Source organism: Variovorax paradoxus, from assembly GCF_030815975.1.
Classification (GTDB): Bacteria; Pseudomonadota; Gammaproteobacteria; order Burkholderiales; family Burkholderiaceae_C; genus Variovorax; species Variovorax paradoxus_N.
The window spans coordinates 2,612,994-2,631,978 of sequence record NZ_JAUSXL010000002.1 but is presented as its reverse complement, the minus strand read 5'-3'; the positions used below and the strand labels follow the sequence as shown (position 1 = coordinate 2,631,978).

The following is an 18,985-nucleotide window of genomic DNA, read 5'->3' as shown; positions in this document are numbered from 1 at the left end:
GGCTCAGCCGGTTTTCGTTCCGGTGCTTTCGACGGCCTGGTCGACCACTGGACTCGCTTCGATGGCTTCGGTCCCGTCGGCCCCGGCCTGCGCCGACGGCGAGGCGCCCGCGGGCTTGCTCCACTTGTAGCGGATGCGCTGTACCGCGGCCTTGTAGACCGCATCGAGCGGCTTGGCGCCGTCGACATTCAGGCCCAGGTCCTGCAGCAGGCCGTCGTGCACGCCGAACGTCCAGCCGTGGATCTTGACCTTCTGGCCGCGGCCCCAGGCATCGACCATGACGGTGCTGACGGCCACGTTGACCACCTGCTCGGCCACGTTGAGTTCGCACAGTGCGTCGACGCGCACGTCTTCGGGCAGGGAGTCGAGCATCACGGCGTGGCGGTCGCGCACGTCCTGGATGTGGCGGATCCAATTGTCGGCCAGGCCGATGCGCTTGCCGCTGAGCGCCGCCTTCACGCCGGCGCAGCCGTAGTGGCCCACCACCATGATGTGCTCGACCTTCAGGTGCTCGACCGCGAACTGGATCGCCGAGAGCGCGTTGAGGTCGGAGTGCACCACGATGTTGGCGACGTTGCGGTGCACGAACACCTCGCCCGGCTCCAGGCCGGTGATCTGGTTGGCGGGTACGCGGCTGTCGGAACAGCCGATCCACATGTAGCGCGGCGTCTGCTGCTTCACCAGGCTGGTGAAGAAGCCAGGCCGGTCGCGTTCCATCTGTGCGGACCAGGCACGGTTGTGGGCGAACAGGTCATCAAGATTGTCGGACATGGTGGTGATTGTCGATGAGTCGTGGTTCGGCCGGGATCTCAGGCGGTCCTGGCCGCTTTCTGCGCCTTGGCCAGGGCCGTGCGGCCCTTTTTTTCGTGCTCGCGCACTTCCGCCAGGTTGGCCTGCAGCTCGGCCAACTGCGATTCGAGTTGGGCGCGGTGCGTGCCCAGCACGCCAAGGAACTTCTGCAGCTGCGGCACGGTGTCGCGCGGGCTGTCGTACATGTCGAGAATGTCTTTCGCCTCGGTCAGGCTCAGGCCCAGGCGCTTGGCACGCAGCGTGAGCGTGAGCCGCGCCCGGTCGCGCGCGCTGTAGACGCGCTGCACGCCGGCGCGCTCGGGCGTCAGCAGCCCCATGTCTTCATAGAAGCGGATGGCGCGCGTCGTGAGGTCGAACTCCTTCGCGAGCTGGCTGATGGTGAAGGTTTGCACGGACATGGACCGATATCTGTCGAAAAGCCGTCTGGAGGGGCGTTGCGGTGGCGACAGCAGGATGGCCCCGCTCTCCCTACAATAATGCATCAACCCATGACGTTTACGTAAACGTCAATCTTACATGAACCTCCTCGAACGCGAACTCCACTACCCCCTGGGCGACACCCTGCCCGCCCCCGGCGAAGCACTGGAAGTTGCGCCGGGCGTGCGATGGATCCGCATGCGGCTGCCGTTTGCGCTCGACCATATCAACCTCTGGCTGCTGCGCGACAGCCTCGACGGCGTCGAGGGCTGGACCGTGGTCGACTGCTGCATCGCGCACGACGAAGCCCGCGCGCAGTGGGAGCAGGTCTTCGAAACCCAGCTGCAGGGCTTGCCGATCCTGCGCGTGATCGTCACCCACATGCATCCCGACCACATCGGCCTGGCCGAGTGGCTGTGCACGCGCTGGAACGCGCCGCTGTGGATCAGCTCGACCGACTACCACGTGGCCCGCGTGCTGAGCACCGCCGGCGACACGCTGGCGGGCGGCGACGCCGCGGCGCGCTTCTTCGCGTCGCACGGACTCGTCGATCTCGAGGCGGTCGCCAAGATCCGCGCGCGCACCAACTACTACGCCAGCATGGTGCCCTCCGTGCCCGACCGCTTCACGCGCATGATGGACGGCGACACCGTGGCCATCAACGGCCACGCCTGGCGCTGCATCAGCGGCTACGGCCACGCGCCCGAGCACATCGCGCTGTACTGCGACGAGCTGAAGCTGCTGCTGGGCGGCGACATGATGCTGCCGCGCATCTCGACCAACGTGAGCGTGCATGCGGGCGAGCCCGAAGCCAACTCGCTGCGGCTCTTCCTGGACAGCATCGACAAGTTCAAGGCGCTGCCGGCCGACACGCTGGGCCTGCCCTCGCATGGCAAGCCGTTCACGGGCATTCACCGCCGCGTCGACCAGCTGCAGGAGCACCATCGCGACCGCCTGGCCGAGCTGCTCGAAGCCTGCACCGCGCGTCCGCTGACCGCGGCCGAGGGCCTTCCGATCCTGTTCAAGCGCGAACTCGATCTGCACCAGATGACCTTCGCCATGGGCGAGACCGTGGCGCACCTGCACCTGCTGTGGTTCGCGGGCCAGCTCAGGCGCGAATTGGGCCCGGACGGCATCTACCGCTTCGGCGCGCGCAGCGCCGCGGCCCGGGCACTTTAGACTCGCCGGATGGACACGCTTGCTGAGCTGCGCGCGGGCCGGCTGGCAGGCGCCACCAGGCTCGACCTCTCGTGCGGACTCACCGAGTTCCCGCGCGAAATCTTCGACCTGGCCGATTCGCTCGAAACACTGAATCTTTCAGGCAATGCGCTCGATTCGCTGCCCGCCGACCTCGGCCGGCTGCACCGCCTGCGCGTGCTGTTCTGCTCGGACAACCGCTTCACGCATCTGCCCGAATCCCTCGGCCAGTGCCAGGCGCTGGAGATGGTCGGGTTCAAGGCCAACCGCATCCGCATCGTGCCTGCCGCTGCGTTGCAGCTGCCGTCGCTGCGCTGGCTGATCCTCACGGACAACCAGATCGAGAACCTGCCCGAGGCGCTCGGCCAGTGCACTGCCATGCAGAAGCTCATGCTGGCCGGCAACCGGCTGCGGGCGCTGCCGGAATCGCTGGCGGCCTGCGGCCGGCTCGAACTGCTGCGCATTTCCGCCAACCGCTTTGAGGCGCTGCCCGCATGGCTGCTCGCGCTGCCGCGCCTCTCATGGCTCGCGGGCGCGGGCAATCCCTTCGACATGCAGGCCGAGGAAGCCGCCATCGCCGCGCAGTCGGTGCCGCACGTCGACTGGCGCGAGCTGAAGCTGGGGCAAAAGCTCGGCGAAGGCGCGTCGGGGGTCATTCACCAGGCGACCCAGGGCCCCGCGTCGCAGCCGGTGGCCGTCAAGCTGTTCAAGGGCGCGGTCACCAGCGACGGCTGGCCGCACAGTGAAATGGCCGCCAGCATTGCAGCCGGCGCGCATCCGACGCTGATTGCCGCGCAGGGCCGTGTCGACGGCCATCCCGACGGCACCCAGGGCCTGGTCATGGCGCTCGTGAATCCATCTTTCCGTACGCTCGCCGGCCCGCCGAGCCTTGCGTCCTGCACGCGCGACGTCTATGCAGCCGATGCGCAGTGGACTTCCGAAGTGGCGTTGCGCATCGCCCGCGACATCGCCTCCGCCATGCGGCACCTGCATGCGCGCGGCATCCTGCATGGAGACCTCTACGCGCACAACATCCTCTGGAATGCGCAGGGCGGCGGACTGCTCGGCGACTTCGGCGCGGCCTGGATGACCGGCGCGCTCGACACGGCGCAGGCCAGGGCACTGCAGCGGCTGGAGATGCGCGCCTTCGGCTGCCTGCTGGAAGAATTGCTCGAGCGCTGCAGCGATGCACCGCCGCAGGCCATGGTTGCGCTGAAGGACCGCTGCATGCAAGCCGACGTATCCGCGCGGCCCTCGTTCGCCGAGGCCGTGGCGCTGCTCCAGGCCGAACTCTCGCAATGACGAGCCAACGCCTGCCCCTGCCCACGCGCGACGGCGTCGGCCCGAGCTGCGTCGGGCTTCCGCAAGGCCCATGGCCCACCATCGTCGAATTCCTGATCGAACGCTTTCCCGCGATCACGCGCGAAGCCTGGATGGCCCGCATCGAGGCCAGCGACGTGGTCGACGAACACGGCGTGCCCGTGACCGCGCAGCGCCGCTACCAGGCGCCCTTGCGCGTGTACTACTACCGCACGCTCGATGCCGAGGTGCGCATTCCCTTCGACGAGCAGGTGCTGTTCCAGGACGACCAGCTCCTGGTGGTGGACAAGCCCCCGTTCCTGCCCGTGACTCCCACCGGCAAATACCTGCAGGAAAGCCTGCTGGTGCGGCTCAAGCGCAAGCTGAAGCTCGACGACCTGGTGCCGCTGCACCGCATCGACCGCAGCACCGCGGGGCTGGTGCTGTTCTCGGTGCGTCCCGAAACGCGCGGCGCCTACCAGGCCATGTTCCCGGAGCGCCGCATCGCCAAGCACTACGAGGCCGTGGTGCCGTGGCAGCCGGGCGTGTCGTCGGTGCCCGGCACCTACCGCAGCCGGCTGGTCGACGACGACCACTTCATGCGCGTGAAGGAAGAGGCCGGCGAGCCCAACTCCGAAACGCGCATCGCCGTGCAGCAGACGGCGGGAGGCCACGCCCTGCTGGCGCTCTCGCCGGTCACGGGCCGCAAGCACCAGCTGCGGGTGCACTGCATGGCGCTGGGCATGCCGATCGTGAACGATCCGTTCTACCCCGTGCTGCTGCCGTCCGGCAGGGACGACTTCGACAAGCCCCTGCAGCTGCTGGCCAAGTCGGTGGCGTTCCAGGATCCGGTGAGCGGCGAGCTGCGCAGCTTCACGAGCCCGCGCAGCCTGGCACTGCCGCCAAGGTGACGCGCCGCGGGCACGCGGCGCACTAAGCTCGTTTCCTGAAATTTTTCATTCAGGAGACACCTGCACCATGGACACCACCCAACTCTTCTCGCTGAAGGGCCGCAGCGCCTTGATCACCGGCGGCTCGCGCGGCATCGGCCGCATGATCGCCGAGGGCTTCCTGGCCCAGGGCGCGCGCGTGTACATCTCGGCCCGCAAGGCCGCGGCCTGCGACCAGGCCGCCAAGGAGCTTTCGGCCTTCGGTCCTTGCGTGTCGCTGCCGGCCGACGTGTCGACGCTGGAAGGCGCGCAGGCGCTGGTCGATGCCTATGCGAAGCATGAAGATGCGCTCGACATCCTGGTCAACAATGCCGGCGCAGCCTGGGGCGCGCCGTACGACGAATTTCCCGAAAGCGGCTGGGACAAGGTGGTGGACCTGAACCTCAAGACGCCCTTCTTCCTGACCCAGGCACTGACGCCGATGCTCAAGAAGGCCGCAACCGACCACCTCGCGAAGGTGATCAACATCGCATCCATCGACGGCATTTCGGTGAATCCGCAGGAGACTTATTCGTATGCGGCGAGCAAGGCCGGCCTGATCCAGCTCACGCGGCGCATGGCGCTGCGGCTCGCGCAGGACCGGATCGTGGTGAGCGCGATTGCGCCCGGGGCGTTTGCCTCGGACATGAACAAGCTGGCGCGCGACCATGGCGACGAGGTGAAGGAACGGATTCCCGCGGGGCGCATCGGGGTGCCTGAGGACATGGCGGGGGCGGCCATCTATCTCGCCTCTCGGGCGGGGGACTATGTGATGGGGTCTACGTTGGTGGTGGATGGGGGGGTGACGCACGCGCGGTGATTTTTTTGTGTTCCGGGGCCGGGTCTCGCCCCGGCGGGCGAGACCCGGCCCCGGACCCCAACCAAAGCCAGCAAGCAATCAAGACCACCGAGGCACAGCCTCATCCTTGAGCTGCTGCCGAAGCAGATCGTAGTCCGGCACCACGCTCTCCACCGTGTCCCAGAACCGCTGCGAGTGGTCCATCACCCGCAGGTGCGCCAGTTCATGCGCCACCACATAGTCGATCACCGGCAGGCGAAAGTGGATCAAGCGCCAGTTCAGCCGGATCGATCCATCGGCGCTCGCACTCCCCCATCGGGTCGCGGCATTCGACAACGACAGCTTCTGCCACCGCACACCCAGGCGGGGCGCGAAGTGGTCGAGCCGCTCGATGAAAAGCCGGCGCGCCTGCCGCATGAGCCAGGCCTGGGCGGCATCGCGGATCTGCGAAGCCTCGGCGTTCTGCGACACGGCCAGGCGCAGGATGCGCAGCCCGGCGCCGTCGTCGCTCGCATCGAGCGTGCCGCCGACGCTTGCAAAGCCGTGCTTCGGATCGAGGCGGATCACGACCGTTTCGCCCATGAAGGGAAACTCGGCGCCGTCTTTCCAATCGATGCGCGTGGCCTCGACGCGCGCGTGGCGCTGCCGTGTCTCCAGCAGCTTGCGCAGGATCCAGTCGGCCTTTTCCTGGATGGCGGCATCGACGTCGCGCAGCGTCACCCAGCGCGGCGCGCGCACCGACAGGCCTTCGGCGCCGACCACGAAGCCGATGGTCTTGCGCTTGCCGCGCTTGAACTCGTAGGCCACGCGCGCCGACCCGAGCACCGCTTCGCGCGTGGCCTGGGGGTGCACGAAGCTCGCGAGCGCCAGCGTGTCGCGCAACGGGATGGCGGGCAGCGCCGGGCCGGCAAGGTCGGCCCTTTCCTGTGACTGCGCATCGGCCACGAAAGGCGCGGCCACGGGCACCACGACAGGCGGCGCCGCCTTTTTCCTGACCTTCTTTCCGCGGGGCTCGGTCGGCTTGGCCGGCGCAAACTCGTTGCCCAGCCCTTCGAACAGGTCCATCGTGAACTGGAGCAGTCCCCGCATCGGGCTCTTTCTTTTTTCTTCTTCAGCGCACTTCTTGCGGCACCTGCGGCAGCGGCAGGCTGTCGCGGTACGCCTCGGGGTCGAGCCTGCGCATTTCGGATTCGATCCAGGCTTCGACTTCGCGCATCAGTTCGTCGGGCTTGCGGCCCACGCTCGGAATGGCCGGGCCGATCGACACGTCGACCACGCCGGGGCGCTTGATGAAGGCCTTGCGCGGCCAGACCTTGGCCGAGGTGACGGCCACCGGGATCACCGGCACGCCGGTCTCGCATGCGAGCCGTGTGCCGCCGCTCTTGTAGGTGCCCTTCTGGCCACGCGGAATGCGGGTGCCTTCGGGAAACATGATGATCCAGATGCCCTGCGCAAGCAGCTTGCGGCCTTGGTTCACGACCTTGTTGAAGGCCTGCGCGCGCTGGCTGCGGTCGATGTGGATCATGTCGAGCCGGGCCATCGCCCAGCCGAAGAAGGGCACGTAGATCAGTTCCTTCTTGAACACGAAAGCCAGCGGATGCGGCATGAGCGTGGGCATGAGGAAAGTCTCGAGCGTCGATTGGTGCTTGACCAGCAGGACCGCGCCGGCCAGCTGGTCGGTCGGCAGATTTTCCATGCCGGTCACGCGGGTGCGGATGCCCAGCAGCACGCGCGCGCCGCCGATGGCCCAGCTGAGCCACTGCTCCGCCATCCAGTAAAGGGGAATGCCGCGCTTCCAGAGCGAGCTGACGCACATGATGATGCCCCAGGGCACCACGGTGACGAGCATCCACAGTGCGTGGAGAACGGATCGGATAAACGCCATCAGACAGCCACCTGCAATGCAGCCTGCGCTTCGCGCGCAAGCAAGAAATCGACAAAGGCGGCGAGGTTCTCGTGAACCAGGGTGTTCGCCGGGTATTCGGGGGGCAGCGGATCGACGCCGCGGCAGGCCGCACCCATGCCGGTGAGGCAGCAGGTGCGGCTCGCAACCGGCGGCCGCGCCGGCCTGCAGGTCGCGCAGGCTGTCGCCCGCGGTGGGCACGTCCTTCAGGTCGATGCCGTAGCGGTCGCCGATCTGGCGGAACAGGCCCGGCGCGGGCTTGCGGCATTCGCAGCCCTCGTCGGGGCTGTGCGGGCAATAGAAGACCGCATCGACCCGCCCGCCCACGGCCGCGAGCATCTTGTGCATCTTGGCGTGCATGGCGTTGAGCGAGGCCATGTCGAACAGTCCGCGACCCAGGCCCGACTGGTTGGACGCGACCACCACGTGCCAGCCCGCATGGTTGAGCCGGGCCACGGCCTCGAGCGCACCGGGCAGCGGCGTCCATTCGATGTCGCTTTTGACGAAGTCTTCGCGGTGCACGTTGATCGTGCCGTTGCGGTCGAGGATGACGAGTTTCATGGGGCAGTCCCTTCAGACTCCAGCTTGCGCCGCTCCAGCCAGGCCCTCAGGTGCGGCAGCGAATACTTGGCCGCATCCAGCATGTCGATGCGTTCTGTCAACGTGGCGGCTGACACCAGTCCATGTTTCAAGAGTTCTCGGACAAAATCGGCGTCCTTCTCGCGACCAGCCACGCATTTGGAGACGACGAGGTCGTGCAGGTCCGGGCAGATGGCCGTGATCTCGCCGATGTAATGCAGGCTTGCACGGCTCATCCAGTCGCTGGGCATGACGGCTGTCTCGGGGCCGACACCGTCCGCGAAATAGCCGAAGGTCTCATGGAAGCTGGAGTGCATGCCGATCGCACCATCGATCAGATCCGCGCGCTCCGGATGCAAGGCCGGATAGAGATCGATCTCGCGCGACACCAGCAGCGCCTCGGGTGGATGCTCGAGCAGGAGCAGCACGGCCTGGCTGCCGACGACGACAAAGGATTTTTCGTTCGAGATCGCCGCGGAGGCTCGCAGCACGTGCTGCAGTTCGTCGAGCTTCATTGCAGTGCGGCTTGCTCGCGCGCCTGCTTGAGCAACACCATTCTTTCGCTCTGCGACACAAGCCCGCCAAGCGGGGACACGCTGCGCAAGAGCTGGCCGTGGTCAGACTCGACCAGCGCCGCGCTTTCAAGCGCGGCGAACTCGTCGGCGAGCAGCTGCTCCCATTCGTCCCACAGCGCATCGGACCGTGTTGCGCCCGCCTGCCGGCGCCAGCGCGCCAGCGTCTGGCGTGCATGGTCGCGCAGCGCGGGCTCACGGCGCAAGGCATCCAGCGCCCGCCGATGCAGGGCGAGCGAGAACTGATCCAGTTGCTGTTGCCGGTTCATGCGCAATTATCGAACGACAGAGGTCAAGCAGCCAGCCGCTCGAGCTGCGCCACGCGGTTCATCGCGGCGTGCAGCGACATCAGCAGGCCCAGCCGGTTCAGGCGCAGGTCGGCCTGTTCGGCATTGACCATCACGCCGTCGAAGAAGGCATCGACCGGCTCGCGCAGCGCAGCCAGGGTCTGCAGCGAGGCCGTGTAGTCGCCGGCATCGAACTGGGCATTGGCGGCGGGCACGACCTCGGCCATGGCGGCATGCAGCGCCTTCTCGGCGGGTTCCTTAAGCAGCAGCTCGCTGACGTGCGCGTCGGCCTCGGGCGCCTTCTTGAGGATATTGCCGATGCGCTTGTTGGCGGCGGCCAGCGCGGCGGCGGCGGGCAGCGCGGCAAAGGCGCGCACCGCTGCCAGCAGCTTGGGCACTTCGCCCAGGCGCTGCGGCCGCGGCGCCAGCACGGCGTCGACTTCCTGCGCGCTGGCGCCCTGCTCGCGCAGGCTGCCGGCCAGGCGATCGAGGATGAAGTCCTGCAGTTCGACCGTGGCCTTGCTGCCGTCGAAGCCCTCGATGCCGCCGAACTGCGAGGCCGCTTCCTGCAGCAAGGCATCGAGCCCCAGCGGCAGGTCTTTCTCGATCAGCATGCGGATCACGCCGAGCGCATGGCGGCGCAGCGCGAAGGGGTCGCGGTCGCCGGTGGGCAGGTTGCCGATGCCGAACATGCCGACCAGCGTCTCGATCTTGTCGGCCAGCGCCACCACGATGCCCACGCTGTTGCGCGGCAGCTCGTCGCCGGCGAAGCGCGGCTTGTAGTGGTCTTCGATGGCGTCGGCCACTTCGGTGGACAGGCCGTCGTGCAGTGCGTAGTAGCGGCCCATGGTGCCCTGCAGTTCCGGGAACTCGCCGACCATGTCGGTCACGAGATCGGCCTTGGCGAGCTGCGCGGCCTGGGTGGCATGCGCCGCGAGCGTGGCGCCGCCGAGCTTCTCGGCCATGCCGCGCGCAATGCGCATCACGCGTTCGACGCGTTCGCCCTGGGTGCCGAGCTTGTTGTGATAGACCACCTTGCCCAGCGATTCGACGCGCGAGGCCAGCGACTTCTTGCGGTCCTGGTCGAAGAAGAACTTGGCGTCGGCCAGGCGCGGGCGCACCACGCGCTCGTTGCCGCCGACCACCGCGCTCGCGTCCTCGGGGCTGATGTTGCTGACGACCAGGAACTTGTTGGTGAGCCTGCTCGATGCGTCGAGCAGCGGAAAGTACTTCTGGTTGGCCTTCATCGTGAGGATCAGGCACTCCTGCGGCACTTCGAGGAATTCGCGCTCGAAGCTGCAGACCAGCACGTTGGGCCGCTCGACCAGCGCCGTCACTTCGTCGAGCAGCGCGTCGTCGTGAATGGGCACGGCGGCGCCGCCGACCCGCACGGCCGCGGCCGCGAGCTGGCGCGCGATCTCGGTGCGGCGGGCTTCGAAGCTCGCGACGACCGCGCCTTCGTCCTGCATCTGCAGCGCGTAGCTGTTGGCATCGCGCAGCACGACCGGATCGACCGCCGCCTCGAAGCGGTGGCCATGGGTTTCGCGGCCGGCCTTGAGCCCAAGCGCCTCGACCGGCACCACGGCATCGCCATGCAGCGCCACCAGGCCGTGCGCGGGGCGCACGAAGCTCACGCTGCTCCAGCCGGGCAGCTCGCAGCCGCTTTCGAGCTGGTAGCTCATCACCTTGGGAATCGGCAGCTTGGCGATCGCTTCGGCCAGCGCCTTCTGCAGGCCTTCGGCCAGCGTCGCGCCCTTGGCAGTGCTTTCATAGAACAGCGCTTCGGCCTTGCCGTCCATCGCGCGCTTCAGGCCGGACACGGCCGAGGCATCGGCTCCCAGTGCGGCAAGCCGCTTGAGCAGCGCGGGCGTGGGCTGGCCCGAGGCGTCGAGCCCCACGGCCACGGGCATGAGCTTTTGCGAGACGGCCTTGTCGGCGGCGCGCTCGGCCACGTGCGTGAGGTGCGCAGCCAGGCGGCGCGGCGACGCATAGGCCGTGAGCACCGAAGCAGGCTCGGCAAGCCCCTGGGCCACGAGCTGGTCGCGCAGCACGCCGGCGAAGGCATCGCCGAGTTTCTTCAGCGCCTTGGGCGGCAGCTCTTCGACGAAGAGTTCGACCAACAGGTTCTTTTGCACGCTCGTCATCGTTCAGGCCGCCTTCTTCGTCATTTGTGCAACCCACTCGCGAGGCGCCATCGGAAAACCGAGCCGCTCACGGCTCTCGTAGTAGCTCTGCGCCACGCTGCGCGCGAGGTTGCGGATGCGGCCGATGTAGGCCGCGCGCTCGGTCACGCTGATGGCGCCGCGCGCGTCGAGCAGGTTGAAGCTGTGCGCGGCCTTGAGCACCTGCTCGTAGGCCGGCAGCGCGAGCTGCTCGGTCATGAGGTGCCTGGCCTGCTTCTCGTGCGCCGCGAAGGCGGTGAACAGGAACTCGGCGTCGCTGTGCTCGAAGTTGTAGGTCGACTGCTCGACCTCGTTCTGCTTGTAGACGTCGCCATAGCTCAGGCCCTCGGTCCAGGTCAGGTTGTAGACGTTGTCCACGCCCTGCAGGTACATCGCGAGCCGCTCCAGCCCGTAGGTGATCTCGCCGGTGATGGGCTTGCAGTCGATGCCGCCCACCTGCTGGAAATAGGTGAACTGCGTCACCTCCATGCCGTTGAGCCAGACTTCCCAGCCCAGGCCCCAGGCGCCGAGCGTGGGGTTCTCCCAGTCGTCTTCCACGAAGCGGATGTCGTTCTTCTTGAGGTCGAAGCCGAGCGCTTCGAGGCTGCCGAGGTAGAGCTCCAGGATGTTGCTGGGCGCGGGCTTGAGCACCACCTGGTACTGGTAGTAGTGCTGCAGGCGATTGGGGTTCTCGCCGTAGCGGCCGTCCTTGGGGCGGCGGCTGGGCTGCACGTAGGCGGCCTTCCAGGGCTCGGGGCCGAGCGCGCGCAGGAAGGTGGCGGTGTGCGAGGTGCCCGCGCCGACTTCCATGTCGTAGGGTTGCAGCAGCGCACAGCCCTTGTCGGCCCAGTACGACTGCAGTTTGAGAATGATTTGCTGGAAGGTCAACATGAAGCAGGCCGGCGTGACCGGGCGTTGGACGGTAGCGCGGTGACGCACCGCGAAAGCAGACGATTTTACGGTCGGAGGGCCGCTCTCCCACAGCAAGCCGGGATGCCGGCCGCCTGCGCGGGCCGGCCGGCCATGCGACAACCGCAGGGCGGGGGCGCGCACCGCGCTTTTCCCGGGCTTCCTGCCCCTCGCGCCCGAACTTTCGCAGCCCACCGCGCTCTTCCCTCCTTTTTTCCGGTTTCCATCGACATGCAGCCGTCTCCCCTCGGTCCGAGCTCCCCCTTGTTCGTCGTTCTCAATGCCGGCTCCGGCAGTGCGGACGCCGCCGAAACCCGCGAGATCATCGAGGCGGGCTGCGCCGCGGCCGGCCGCAGGCTGCGCATCTTCCTGGTCGACGAACGCACGACGGTGCAGGCGCTCGCGCGCGAGGCGGTGGAGCGCGCCCGCGCCGTGGACGGGGTGGTGGTGGCCGCGGGCGGCGACGGCACCATCAACACGGTGGCGCGAGCCACGCTCGGCAGCGGGCTGGCCTTCGGCGTGCTGCCGCAGGGCACCTTCAACTATTTCAGCCGCTCCCACGGCATTCCGCGCGACACGGCAGAGGCGCTGCAGGTGCTGCTGGCCGAGCAGCCGCGGCCGGTGCAGGTGGGGCTGGTCAATGACCGCATCTTCCTGGTGAATGCCAGCATGGGCCTGTATGCCGAACTGCTGGAGGAACGCGAAAGCTACAAGGTGCGCTACGGCCGCAGCCGCTGGGTCGCGTTCTTCGCCGGCCTGCTCACCGTGATGCGCGGCCACCGGCACTGGAACCTGCGCATCGCCTCGCACGGGGTGGAGCGCGACATCCGCACGACGACGCTTTTCGTGGGCAACAACCCGTTGCAACTGCTGCAGGTAGGCATCGAGCATGCCGATGCGCCCGAGAACGGCCAGCTGGCCGCCGTCGCGCTGAAACCGGCGGGTGTGCTGGCCATGCCCGGCCTGCTGGTGCGCGGCGCGCTCGGCCGGCTGGGGAGCGCCGACGAGGTGCTGAGCTTCCCGTTCGAGTCGATGACGGTGAAGGCCGGCCGCCTGCACCCGCCGCGCCGCGTGAAGGTGGCCACCGACGGCGAGATCGCCTGGGCCGAGATGCCGCTGCTGTTCCGGGTTTCGCCCGAACCGCTGTGGCTGGTGCGGCCCGACATCGCTCCCGAGCTGGAGGCCGCGAAGCAATGAGCTGCCTGCTGCAGATCTCCGACACGCATTTCGGCACCGAGCAGCCCGAGGTGATGGCCGCGCTCGAGCGGCTCGCGCATGCCTTGGCGCCGCAGGTGGTGGTGCTCTCCGGCGACATCACGCAGCGCGCCACGCGCAAGCAGTTCGCGGCCGCGCGCGCCTTCGTCGACCGGCTGGCCGCGCCGGCCGTGGTGGCCATTCCGGGCAACCACGACATTCCGCTGTTCCAGCTGGGTGCGCGCCTGTTCTCGCCTTATGGGCGCTACGCCGGCGCCTTCGGCACCGACCTGGAACCGGTGTTCGAATCCGCCGACTGGCTGGTGGTCGCGGTCAACACCACGCGCTGGTGGCGGCATGCGGACGGCGAGGTCTCGCCCGCGCAGATCGAACGGGTGGCAGCCCGGCTGGCGGCCGCTTCGCCCGCGCAATTGCGCGTGGTCGTCACGCACCAGCCGGTGATGGTGACGCGGCAGAAAGACCTGTCGAACCGGCTGCACGGGCGCGAAGCCGCCGTCGCGCGCTGGTGCGCGGCGGGCGCCGACCTGATCCTGGGCGGCCACATCCACCTGCCGTTCGTGCGTTCGCTGCACGGTGCGTACGCCGGCTGCCCGCGCACCACATGGGCGGTGCAGGCCGGCACGGCCGTGTCGTCGCGGTTGCGCGCGGGGCATCCCAACTCGGTGAACGTGCTGCGCCTGGAAACACCGGAAGCCGGCCGCGTGTGCCAGGCCGAGAGGTGGGACCATTCGGCAGTCCACAAGGCCTTCGTGTGCGCCAAGGTATGGCGGCTTCCGCTTGCCAGCGCCGCGGCGCCCGCTTAGGGTGCGCCGCATGCCGATGGAAGCCCCTGCCCTCGTTCTTCTCGCCCGCCAGCTGGGCGAACATTCGCTGGCCTGGTTCGCATGCGCCTTCGCCGCCTCGGTGCTCGGCGCCGGCATGGCCTGCCGGGCGCTGCAGCGGCGCCGCATCGGGAGATCGTCGAGCGAAGAGCCCGACGAACCGCGGCTGGCCGCCGGACTGGTCATCGGCTTCCTGTCGATCCTCGCAGCGGCCAGCCTGGTGGCGTACCTCGCATCGAAACTCGGCGACGGGCGCCTGCTGGGCCTGGCCGACCAGGCGCTGGCCGATGCCATCGGCGAGCATGTGCCGTGGGCGACGCTCGTGGCCTTCAGCTGGCTCACGCACCTGGGCGATGCCGAACTGCTGGCGCCGGTGTGCCTCGTGGTGGCCCTGCTGCTGTGGCGCCGCGCGCACCATGGCCTGGCACTGGGCTGGGTCATGGCGCTCGGCGGCATCGTGCTGCTGAACCCGGCGCTCAAGCGCATCTTCGCGCGCGCGCGGCCGCTGCACGACCACGGGCTGGCGCTGGAGACGAGCTTCAGCTTTCCGAGCGGCCACAGCGCGGGCGCAATCGTGAGCTACGGCATGCTGATGTACTTGGCGCTGCGCCTGTTGCCGGCGCGCTGGCATGTGCCGGCGGCCATGGCGGCGGCCGCCGCCATCGTCACCATCGCGTGCAGCCGCGTCTTCCTGCAGGTGCATTTCGCAAGCGACGTGGCGGCCGGCCTGCTGACCGGCCTGGCCTGGCTGCTCGTGTGCGTGGGCAGCCTCGAATACGCGCGGCACCGCAAGCGGCGCGCCGCGCGCTGAGGGAGATCAATACTCCCAGAAGATGCGTTGGAGTTCTTTCGTGTCGCTGGTTTTAGTGAGAGCCACCATCGCCAGGATGCGCGCCTTCTGCGGACGCAGGTCGTGCGCCACCACCCAGTCGTACTTGTCGTCGGGCTGCTCGGCGTTGCGGATCACGAAGCCGTCGGGCACGCGCGAACTGCGGATCACGATCGCGCCGCCGGTGCGCGCCTTCTGCAGGTTGGGCACGATGCGGTCGGCCACCGAGCCGTTGCCCGTGCCGCCATGGATGATCGCCTTCACGCCGCTCTTGGCCAGAGCGTCGATGGCAATGGACGAAACACCTTCGTAGCCCATCGCAATCTCGACCGGCGGCAGCGCATTGATGCTGTCGATGTCGAACTCCGAATTCATGGTGTGGCGCTTGACCGGCGCGCGGAACCAGTAGTTCCTGCCCTCGACCACCATGCCGAGCGGGCCCCACTGGCTCGAGAAGGCGCTGGTCTTGACGTTGACGTTCTTGCTTACATCGCGGCCGCTGTCGATGTTGTCGTTCATCGTCACGAGCACGCCCTTGCCCGCCGCGTCCTTGCTGCCGGCCACGCTGACCGCGTCGTACAGGTTGAGCGCGCCGTCGGCCGAAAGCGCCGTGCCCGGGCGCATCGAGCCGACCACGACGATCGGCTTGCTGGTGTGCACGGTGAGCGTCAGGAAGAAGGCAGTTTCTTCCAGCGTGTCGGTGCCATGGGTGATGACGATGCCGTCCACGTCCGGCTGCTTCGACAGCGCGGAGACGCGCTTGGCCAGCGTCAGCAGGTTGTCGTTCGTAAGGCTTTCGGAAGCGACCTGGAACACCTGCTCGCCGCGCACGTTGGCGATCTTGGAGAGTTCGGGCAGGCCGGCGATCAGCTTCTCGACACCGACCTTGGCGGCTGCGTAGGTGGCGCTGTTGACGGCCGAGGCGCCGGCCCCCGCAATGGTGCCGCCGGTGGCCAGGATCACCACATTGGGCAGTGCCTGCTGGGCTTGCGCGAGGGCGCTGGCTGCGAGCAGCGCGGCACCGGCCGCGAAGGCCCTGAAACGGGGGGAAAGGTACATGAAGGAACTCCTTGTCTTGAACGAATTTCTGGAAGCGGCAAGAAGATACATGAACCATGCCCGCATGCCCTTCGCTTCCATGCCGGCATGGCATGCGGCCATGCGCCAAGGATTACCATCGCCGGGCGTACCGCCGCATATCCGCCACCCCATGAACGCCGATCCCGCCGCCCTGTCCCCGAGTACCGCCCAGGAAATGCCCGCCCCCGACGGTCCGCTGTCGCGCGCGCGGCCGGGGCGCGAACGCATCATGGCGGCGATCCGCACCGCGGCCGTGGCCGAGTTCAGCCTGCACGGCCTGAAGGGCTCCTCCACCCAGGCCATTGCCGCGCGCGCCGGCCTCACCAAGCCCCAGCTGCACTACTACATCGCCGGCAAGGAAGAGCTCTACGAAGAGCTGCTGATGCAGGTGCTGCATGCCTGGAAGGTGGTGTTCTCGTTCGAGGACGCGAGCGATCCGGCCACCGTGCTGGGCGACTACATCCGCAAGAAGCTCGACCACGCCTTCGACAACCCCGAGATCTCGCGCATCTTCACGCGCGAAGTGCTCGACGGCGGCCGCAACCTCGAGCGCTACTGGCCCAACGCGCGGGCCTGGACGCAAAAGAAGGTCGACATCATCAACGGCTGGATCGCGCGCGGGCAGATGCGCCCGCTCGACGCGCGCCTGCTGCTGATGCACATCTGGGCCATGACCCAGAGCTACGCCGACTACGCGATCCAGACGCGCGTGATGCTCGGCCTGCCGCCCGACGCGCCGATCGACCGCGAGCCGATCGCGCGCGAGCTGGTGGCTTTCGTGCTGGCCGGCTGCGGCATCGGTAGCCGAGCCTAGCCGCAGGCCTTCATCAGACCGTGCCCCGGCAGCACGGCGTTCTCCTGCGTTCGCAGAGCGCTTGGCGTTGCCCCCTGGTGACTTTCGGCACTGGTTCGCCCGCGGGGGCGGCTGTACCTTCACGCCCGCCGCCGGACTGATCCGTCGCGGCGAGCCCGTACCAAGGAGGCGGGAGAACATGGAAACAAAGTTGCTCTTGACGGTGGCTGCGACGGCCTTGCTGTTGGCCTGCGGTGGCGGCGGTGGTGGCGGTGGCGGGTACAGCGGCTTGCCGATCAGCGGGGCCCCGCCCAGCCCGGAGCCCAATCCGAACTCGAACCCGAACCCGAGCCCGAATCCGAGCCCGGCCCCGGACCCGGCCCCGAATCCGGCGCCAACGCCGATCACCGCCAACTACAAGTTCCTGACGTTCGAGCAGAACGTCGACATCGGCAACGACCCGCCCGAGAAGCGCTTCAACGACTACGTCGCGCTGCTGAACCGCGAAGGGGCCTTGGGCTATCGCTATATCGCGGGCAGTCCCGGCGGCAACAACGTGTCGCTGCAGGACAGCTTCATGATGGTCAAGGACAGCGAGACCACCTACAGCTACGAGTACAAGACCTTCGAACTCGACATCATGCGGACCGACGGGCTGGCCCGGCTGCTGCAGCAGATGAAGGAACAGGGCGCGCAGGGCAAGGTCCTGGTGCAGTTCCTTCCGCAGATGACCCTCACGCCCCCGCCGAACCTCAATCCGGTCTTCGGCATTCTCTACCGCAAGGACGAGGGCTCGTCAGCCACCTATGACTTCGACGCCTTCATGTTCCCCAATGCCATGGCCGACCTGGTGAACGGGGCCAACGCGCGGGGCGCCAACGGCTTCAGGCCCTGGGCCACGCCGAGCATGCTCACCCAGGGGAAGGCGCAATTCTTCATCAAGGACCTGAGCAGCTCGGCACGCTATGAACTGAAGGCCGTGGTCAGCCCGCTGAGCCTGGTCGGCGGCGAGACGCCGCACGTCAAGGCCCAGATCCGCGAGCAGGGCGCGCTGGGGTATCGCCTGGTGACCGAGCGCTTCATGACGGCACCGGACGGCACGAGACCCAGCTACATCTTCTACGTGAAGGACCTCACGCAGTCGAGCACCTTCGAGTACGAATTCCTCGAGAACCCGGACCCCGTGTTCGGCCTCCAGGCAGCCAACGCCGCGCAAGCCAACGGACAGACGGCGAACGGCCTGCGCTACCTCGCGCTGCCGGACGCACCGGTCTTTTTCCGGTCTCTCAACTGCGCGGGTCCGCTGTGCGTGTCGCCGACCCTGCTCGAGACGAGCGAGTGAGATCACCCGGCGCCCCGGCCTCCCAGGCACGGCCCGCCGGGTCGGCCAGCGCGAGCCGCATGGTCTCGATGAAGCGGCGCAGGCGCGCGGGCTGGAAGCGCGACGGCGGATAGATCAGGTAGACAGGCAGTGCCGCAACATGCCATTGCGGCACCAGCTGCACCAGCCGGCCGGCGGCGATGTCCTCGTTCATGAGCCACGCCGAGCCGATGCAGGCGCCCAGGCCCATGCGGACGGCGCTGTGCAGCGCGTAGAGGCTGTCGGTGCTCATGCGCGGGCGGATCGGCACCCGGGCGACCTCGCCGCTCGGCCGGTGCGTGAGCACCACCTCGCGGCGATAGAAGGTGCGCAGCGCGAGCCACGGCAACTCGGCCAGCTCCGACGCATGCGCGGGCGGCGCGCGCCCGGCCAGCACCGATGGCGCGGCGACCACCACGCGCGGCACTTCGGAGAGCTTGATCGCCACGGCCAGGGTGTCGGCCGGCTCGCCGACCTGGATTGCGCAGTCGACGCCTTCGGCGATGAAGTCGGGCCGGCGGTCGTTCAGCAGCCATTCGACGGCCACGCGCGGATAGGCCCGAAGGTAGTCGGCCAGCGGACCGACCAGCAGCAGCTGGCCCAGCGCATGCGGGGCCACCACACGCAGCGTGCCCTCGGGCTCGTCGCCCACGCCGCGCAGGTCGGCCTCGAAGGCGTGCCAGTCGGCGATCAGCTCCCGGGCGCGCTCGTAGCAGCGCTCGCCGTCCTCGGTGAGTTTCATGGCGTGCGTGGAGCGGCGCAGCAACCGCACGCCCAGCGAGCGCTCCAGCGCCTGCAGGCGGCGGCTCACGGTGGGCTGCGTCGCACCCATCTGGAGCGCGGCGGCCGAGAGGCTGCCGGCCTCGACGATATGGACGAAGGTCTGCATCAGCTCGATGCGGTCGGCGGCGGGCGAAGGAGTCGACATGGCCTGTCTTTATGCGTTCAGTGTATGGGCATTGTGCGATCCATGGGACTACCAAGCCAAGTCCCATAGGCGCACATTTCAACCATCGCTCGATAT

19 protein-coding genes and 1 pseudogene are annotated in these 18,985 nt (G+C 68.1%); 9 read left to right on the top strand and 11 right to left on the bottom strand.

Annotated features, from left to right (window positions below):
* Nucleotides 1-3 precede the first annotated feature (3 nt).
* Nucleotides 4-771: a carbonate dehydratase gene (gene can, locus QFZ47_RS16030; protein WP_307656556.1), complete on the bottom strand. Its 768-nt coding sequence runs from the start codon at nt 769-771 to the stop codon at nt 4-6.
* Nucleotides 772-809: 38 nt separating this feature from the next.
* The gene (locus QFZ47_RS16025) at nt 810-1,208 is read right to left on the bottom strand and encodes a MerR family transcriptional regulator (protein ID WP_307656555.1); all 399 of its coding nucleotides are present in this window, start codon (nt 1,206-1,208) and stop codon (nt 810-812) included.
* A 118-nt stretch (nt 1,209-1,326) separates the two neighbouring features.
* Between QFZ47_RS16025 and QFZ47_RS16020 the strand changes: the two genes are divergently transcribed.
* The 4 genes from QFZ47_RS16020 to QFZ47_RS16005 all read left to right on the top strand — a co-directional run bounded on the left by QFZ47_RS16020 (nt 1,327) and on the right by QFZ47_RS16005 (nt 5,472).
* The gene (locus QFZ47_RS16020; RefSeq protein ID WP_307656554.1) at nt 1,327-2,406 is read left to right on the top strand and encodes an MBL fold metallo-hydrolase; all 1,080 of its coding nucleotides are present in this window, start codon (nt 1,327-1,329) and stop codon (nt 2,404-2,406) included.
* A 9-nt stretch (nt 2,407-2,415) separates the two neighbouring features.
* Nucleotides 2,416-3,726 (top strand): leucine-rich repeat-containing protein kinase family protein, encoded by a 1,311-nt coding sequence (locus QFZ47_RS16015; RefSeq protein ID WP_307656552.1) that lies wholly within the window; start codon nt 2,416-2,418, stop codon nt 3,724-3,726.
* A complete protein-coding gene (locus tag QFZ47_RS16010) occupies nt 3,723-4,634 on the top strand; it encodes a pseudouridine synthase (protein ID WP_307656551.1) in 912 nt (303 codons plus the stop codon). The genes QFZ47_RS16015 and QFZ47_RS16010 overlap by 4 nt, the downstream gene beginning before the upstream one ends.
* Before the next feature lie 67 nt (nt 4,635-4,701).
* The gene (locus QFZ47_RS16005; RefSeq protein ID WP_307656550.1) at nt 4,702-5,472 is read left to right on the top strand and encodes an SDR family oxidoreductase; all 771 of its coding nucleotides are present in this window, start codon (nt 4,702-4,704) and stop codon (nt 5,470-5,472) included.
* Nucleotides 5,473-5,550: 78 nt separating this feature from the next.
* Here the strand turns inward: QFZ47_RS16005 and QFZ47_RS16000 are convergent, their stop codons facing one another.
* From QFZ47_RS16000 to glyQ, 7 genes and pseudogenes are all read right to left on the bottom strand, one after another.
* Nucleotides 5,551-6,516: a M48 family metallopeptidase gene (locus QFZ47_RS16000; RefSeq protein WP_307658951.1), complete on the bottom strand. Its 966-nt coding sequence runs from the start codon at nt 6,514-6,516 to the stop codon at nt 5,551-5,553.
* Between the two features lie 46 nt (nt 6,517-6,562).
* Nucleotides 6,563-7,336: a lysophospholipid acyltransferase family protein gene (locus QFZ47_RS15995; protein WP_307656549.1), complete on the bottom strand. Its 774-nt coding sequence runs from the start codon at nt 7,334-7,336 to the stop codon at nt 6,563-6,565.
* Nucleotides 7,336-7,915 (bottom strand): annotated as a pseudogene (gene gmhB / locus QFZ47_RS15990) (D-glycero-beta-D-manno-heptose 1,7-bisphosphate 7-phosphatase). Before gmhB ends, QFZ47_RS15995 begins: the two are co-directional and overlap by 1 nt.
* Nucleotides 7,912-8,448, bottom strand: a complete 537-nt coding sequence (locus tag QFZ47_RS15985) for a DUF6036 family nucleotidyltransferase (protein ID WP_307656548.1) — start codon at nt 8,446-8,448, stop codon at nt 7,912-7,914. Before QFZ47_RS15985 ends, gmhB begins: the two are co-directional and overlap by 4 nt.
* Nucleotides 8,445-8,774: a hypothetical protein gene (locus QFZ47_RS15980; protein WP_307656547.1), complete on the bottom strand. Its 330-nt coding sequence runs from the start codon at nt 8,772-8,774 to the stop codon at nt 8,445-8,447. The genes QFZ47_RS15985 and QFZ47_RS15980 overlap by 4 nt, the downstream gene beginning before the upstream one ends.
* Before the next feature lie 23 nt (nt 8,775-8,797).
* Entirely contained in the window at nt 8,798-10,936 is a 2,139-nt protein-coding gene (gene glyS, locus QFZ47_RS15975) for a glycine--tRNA ligase subunit beta (RefSeq protein WP_307656546.1), read from the bottom strand.
* Nucleotides 10,937-10,939: 3 nt separating this feature from the next.
* A complete protein-coding gene (gene glyQ / locus QFZ47_RS15970) occupies nt 10,940-11,845 on the bottom strand; it encodes a glycine--tRNA ligase subunit alpha (RefSeq protein ID WP_307656545.1) in 906 nt (301 codons plus the stop codon).
* A gap of 249 nt (nt 11,846-12,094) precedes the next feature.
* Between glyQ and QFZ47_RS15965 the strand changes: the two genes are divergently transcribed.
* Genes QFZ47_RS15965 through QFZ47_RS15955 form a run of 3 tightly spaced genes read left to right on the top strand, consistent with a single transcriptional unit; the run spans nt 12,095 to nt 14,710 of the window.
* A complete protein-coding gene (locus QFZ47_RS15965) occupies nt 12,095-13,060 on the top strand; it encodes a diacylglycerol/lipid kinase family protein (protein WP_307656544.1) in 966 nt (321 codons plus the stop codon).
* A complete protein-coding gene (locus tag QFZ47_RS15960; RefSeq protein ID WP_307656543.1) occupies nt 13,057-13,881 on the top strand; it encodes a metallophosphoesterase family protein in 825 nt (274 codons plus the stop codon). The genes QFZ47_RS15965 and QFZ47_RS15960 overlap by 4 nt, the downstream gene beginning before the upstream one ends.
* A gap of 10 nt (nt 13,882-13,891) precedes the next feature.
* Nucleotides 13,892-14,710 (top strand): phosphatase PAP2 family protein, encoded by an 819-nt coding sequence (locus tag QFZ47_RS15955; RefSeq protein ID WP_307656542.1) that lies wholly within the window; start codon nt 13,892-13,894, stop codon nt 14,708-14,710.
* Nucleotides 14,711-14,716: 6 nt separating this feature from the next.
* Here the strand turns inward: QFZ47_RS15955 and QFZ47_RS15950 are convergent, their stop codons facing one another.
* A complete protein-coding gene (locus tag QFZ47_RS15950; RefSeq protein ID WP_307656541.1) occupies nt 14,717-15,787 on the bottom strand; it encodes an asparaginase in 1,071 nt (356 codons plus the stop codon).
* Between the two features lie 151 nt (nt 15,788-15,938).
* Here QFZ47_RS15950 and QFZ47_RS15945 point away from each other — a divergent pair, with 151 nt between their 5' ends.
* Nucleotides 15,939-16,622, top strand: coding sequence for a TetR family transcriptional regulator C-terminal domain-containing protein (locus QFZ47_RS15945; RefSeq protein WP_307656540.1), 684 nt, complete (start codon nt 15,939-15,941; stop codon nt 16,620-16,622).
* Nucleotides 16,623-16,800: 178 nt separating this feature from the next.
* The gene (locus QFZ47_RS15940) at nt 16,801-17,943 is read left to right on the top strand and encodes a hypothetical protein (RefSeq protein WP_307656539.1); all 1,143 of its coding nucleotides are present in this window, start codon (nt 16,801-16,803) and stop codon (nt 17,941-17,943) included.
* On the opposite strand, the gene QFZ47_RS15935 is transcribed toward QFZ47_RS15940, so the two are convergent.
* Nucleotides 17,888-18,889 carry a LysR family transcriptional regulator gene (locus QFZ47_RS15935; RefSeq protein ID WP_307656538.1) on the bottom strand — a complete coding sequence of 334 codons (1,002 nt, stop codon included), beginning with the start codon at nt 18,887-18,889 and terminating at the stop codon, nt 17,888-17,890. The two genes, QFZ47_RS15940 and QFZ47_RS15935, sit on opposite strands and share 56 nt — an antisense overlap.
* Between the last annotated feature and the right edge of the window lie 96 nt (nt 18,890-18,985).

What these genes read in the sequence shown, in the direction of transcription:
- can (WP_307656556.1), bottom strand. Translation starts at nt 771, where the DNA reads ATGTCCGACAATCTTGATGACCTGTTCGCCCACAACCGTGCCTGGTCC.
- QFZ47_RS16025 (WP_307656555.1), bottom strand. Translation starts at nt 1,208, where the DNA reads ATGTCCGTGCAAACCTTCACCATCAGCCAGCTCGCGAAGGAGTTCGAC.
- QFZ47_RS16020 (WP_307656554.1), top strand. Translation starts at nt 1,327, where the DNA reads ATGAACCTCCTCGAACGCGAACTCCACTACCCCCTGGGCGACACCCTG.
- QFZ47_RS16015 (WP_307656552.1), top strand. Translation starts at nt 2,416, where the DNA reads ATGGACACGCTTGCTGAGCTGCGCGCGGGCCGGCTGGCAGGCGCCACC.
- QFZ47_RS16010 (WP_307656551.1), top strand. Translation starts at nt 3,723, where the DNA reads ATGACGAGCCAACGCCTGCCCCTGCCCACGCGCGACGGCGTCGGCCCG.
- QFZ47_RS16005 (WP_307656550.1), top strand. Translation starts at nt 4,702, where the DNA reads ATGGACACCACCCAACTCTTCTCGCTGAAGGGCCGCAGCGCCTTGATC.
- QFZ47_RS16000 (WP_307658951.1), bottom strand. Translation starts at nt 6,516, where the DNA reads ATGGACCTGTTCGAAGGGCTGGGCAACGAGTTTGCGCCGGCCAAGCCG.
- QFZ47_RS15995 (WP_307656549.1), bottom strand. Translation starts at nt 7,336, where the DNA reads ATGGCGTTTATCCGATCCGTTCTCCACGCACTGTGGATGCTCGTCACC.
- QFZ47_RS15985 (WP_307656548.1), bottom strand. Translation starts at nt 8,448, where the DNA reads ATGAAGCTCGACGAACTGCAGCACGTGCTGCGAGCCTCCGCGGCGATC.
- QFZ47_RS15980 (WP_307656547.1), bottom strand. Translation starts at nt 8,774, where the DNA reads ATGAACCGGCAACAGCAACTGGATCAGTTCTCGCTCGCCCTGCATCGG.
- glyS (WP_307656546.1), bottom strand. Translation starts at nt 10,936, where the DNA reads ATGACGAGCGTGCAAAAGAACCTGTTGGTCGAACTCTTCGTCGAAGAG.
- glyQ (WP_307656545.1), bottom strand. Translation starts at nt 11,845, where the DNA reads ATGTTGACCTTCCAGCAAATCATTCTCAAACTGCAGTCGTACTGGGCC.
- QFZ47_RS15965 (WP_307656544.1), top strand. Translation starts at nt 12,095, where the DNA reads ATGCAGCCGTCTCCCCTCGGTCCGAGCTCCCCCTTGTTCGTCGTTCTC.
- QFZ47_RS15960 (WP_307656543.1), top strand. Translation starts at nt 13,057, where the DNA reads ATGAGCTGCCTGCTGCAGATCTCCGACACGCATTTCGGCACCGAGCAG.
- QFZ47_RS15955 (WP_307656542.1), top strand. Translation starts at nt 13,892, where the DNA reads ATGCCGATGGAAGCCCCTGCCCTCGTTCTTCTCGCCCGCCAGCTGGGC.
- QFZ47_RS15950 (WP_307656541.1), bottom strand. Translation starts at nt 15,787, where the DNA reads ATGTACCTTTCCCCCCGTTTCAGGGCCTTCGCGGCCGGTGCCGCGCTG.
- QFZ47_RS15945 (WP_307656540.1), top strand. Translation starts at nt 15,939, where the DNA reads ATGAACGCCGATCCCGCCGCCCTGTCCCCGAGTACCGCCCAGGAAATG.
- QFZ47_RS15940 (WP_307656539.1), top strand. Translation starts at nt 16,801, where the DNA reads ATGGAAACAAAGTTGCTCTTGACGGTGGCTGCGACGGCCTTGCTGTTG.
- QFZ47_RS15935 (WP_307656538.1), bottom strand. Translation starts at nt 18,889, where the DNA reads ATGTCGACTCCTTCGCCCGCCGCCGACCGCATCGAGCTGATGCAGACC.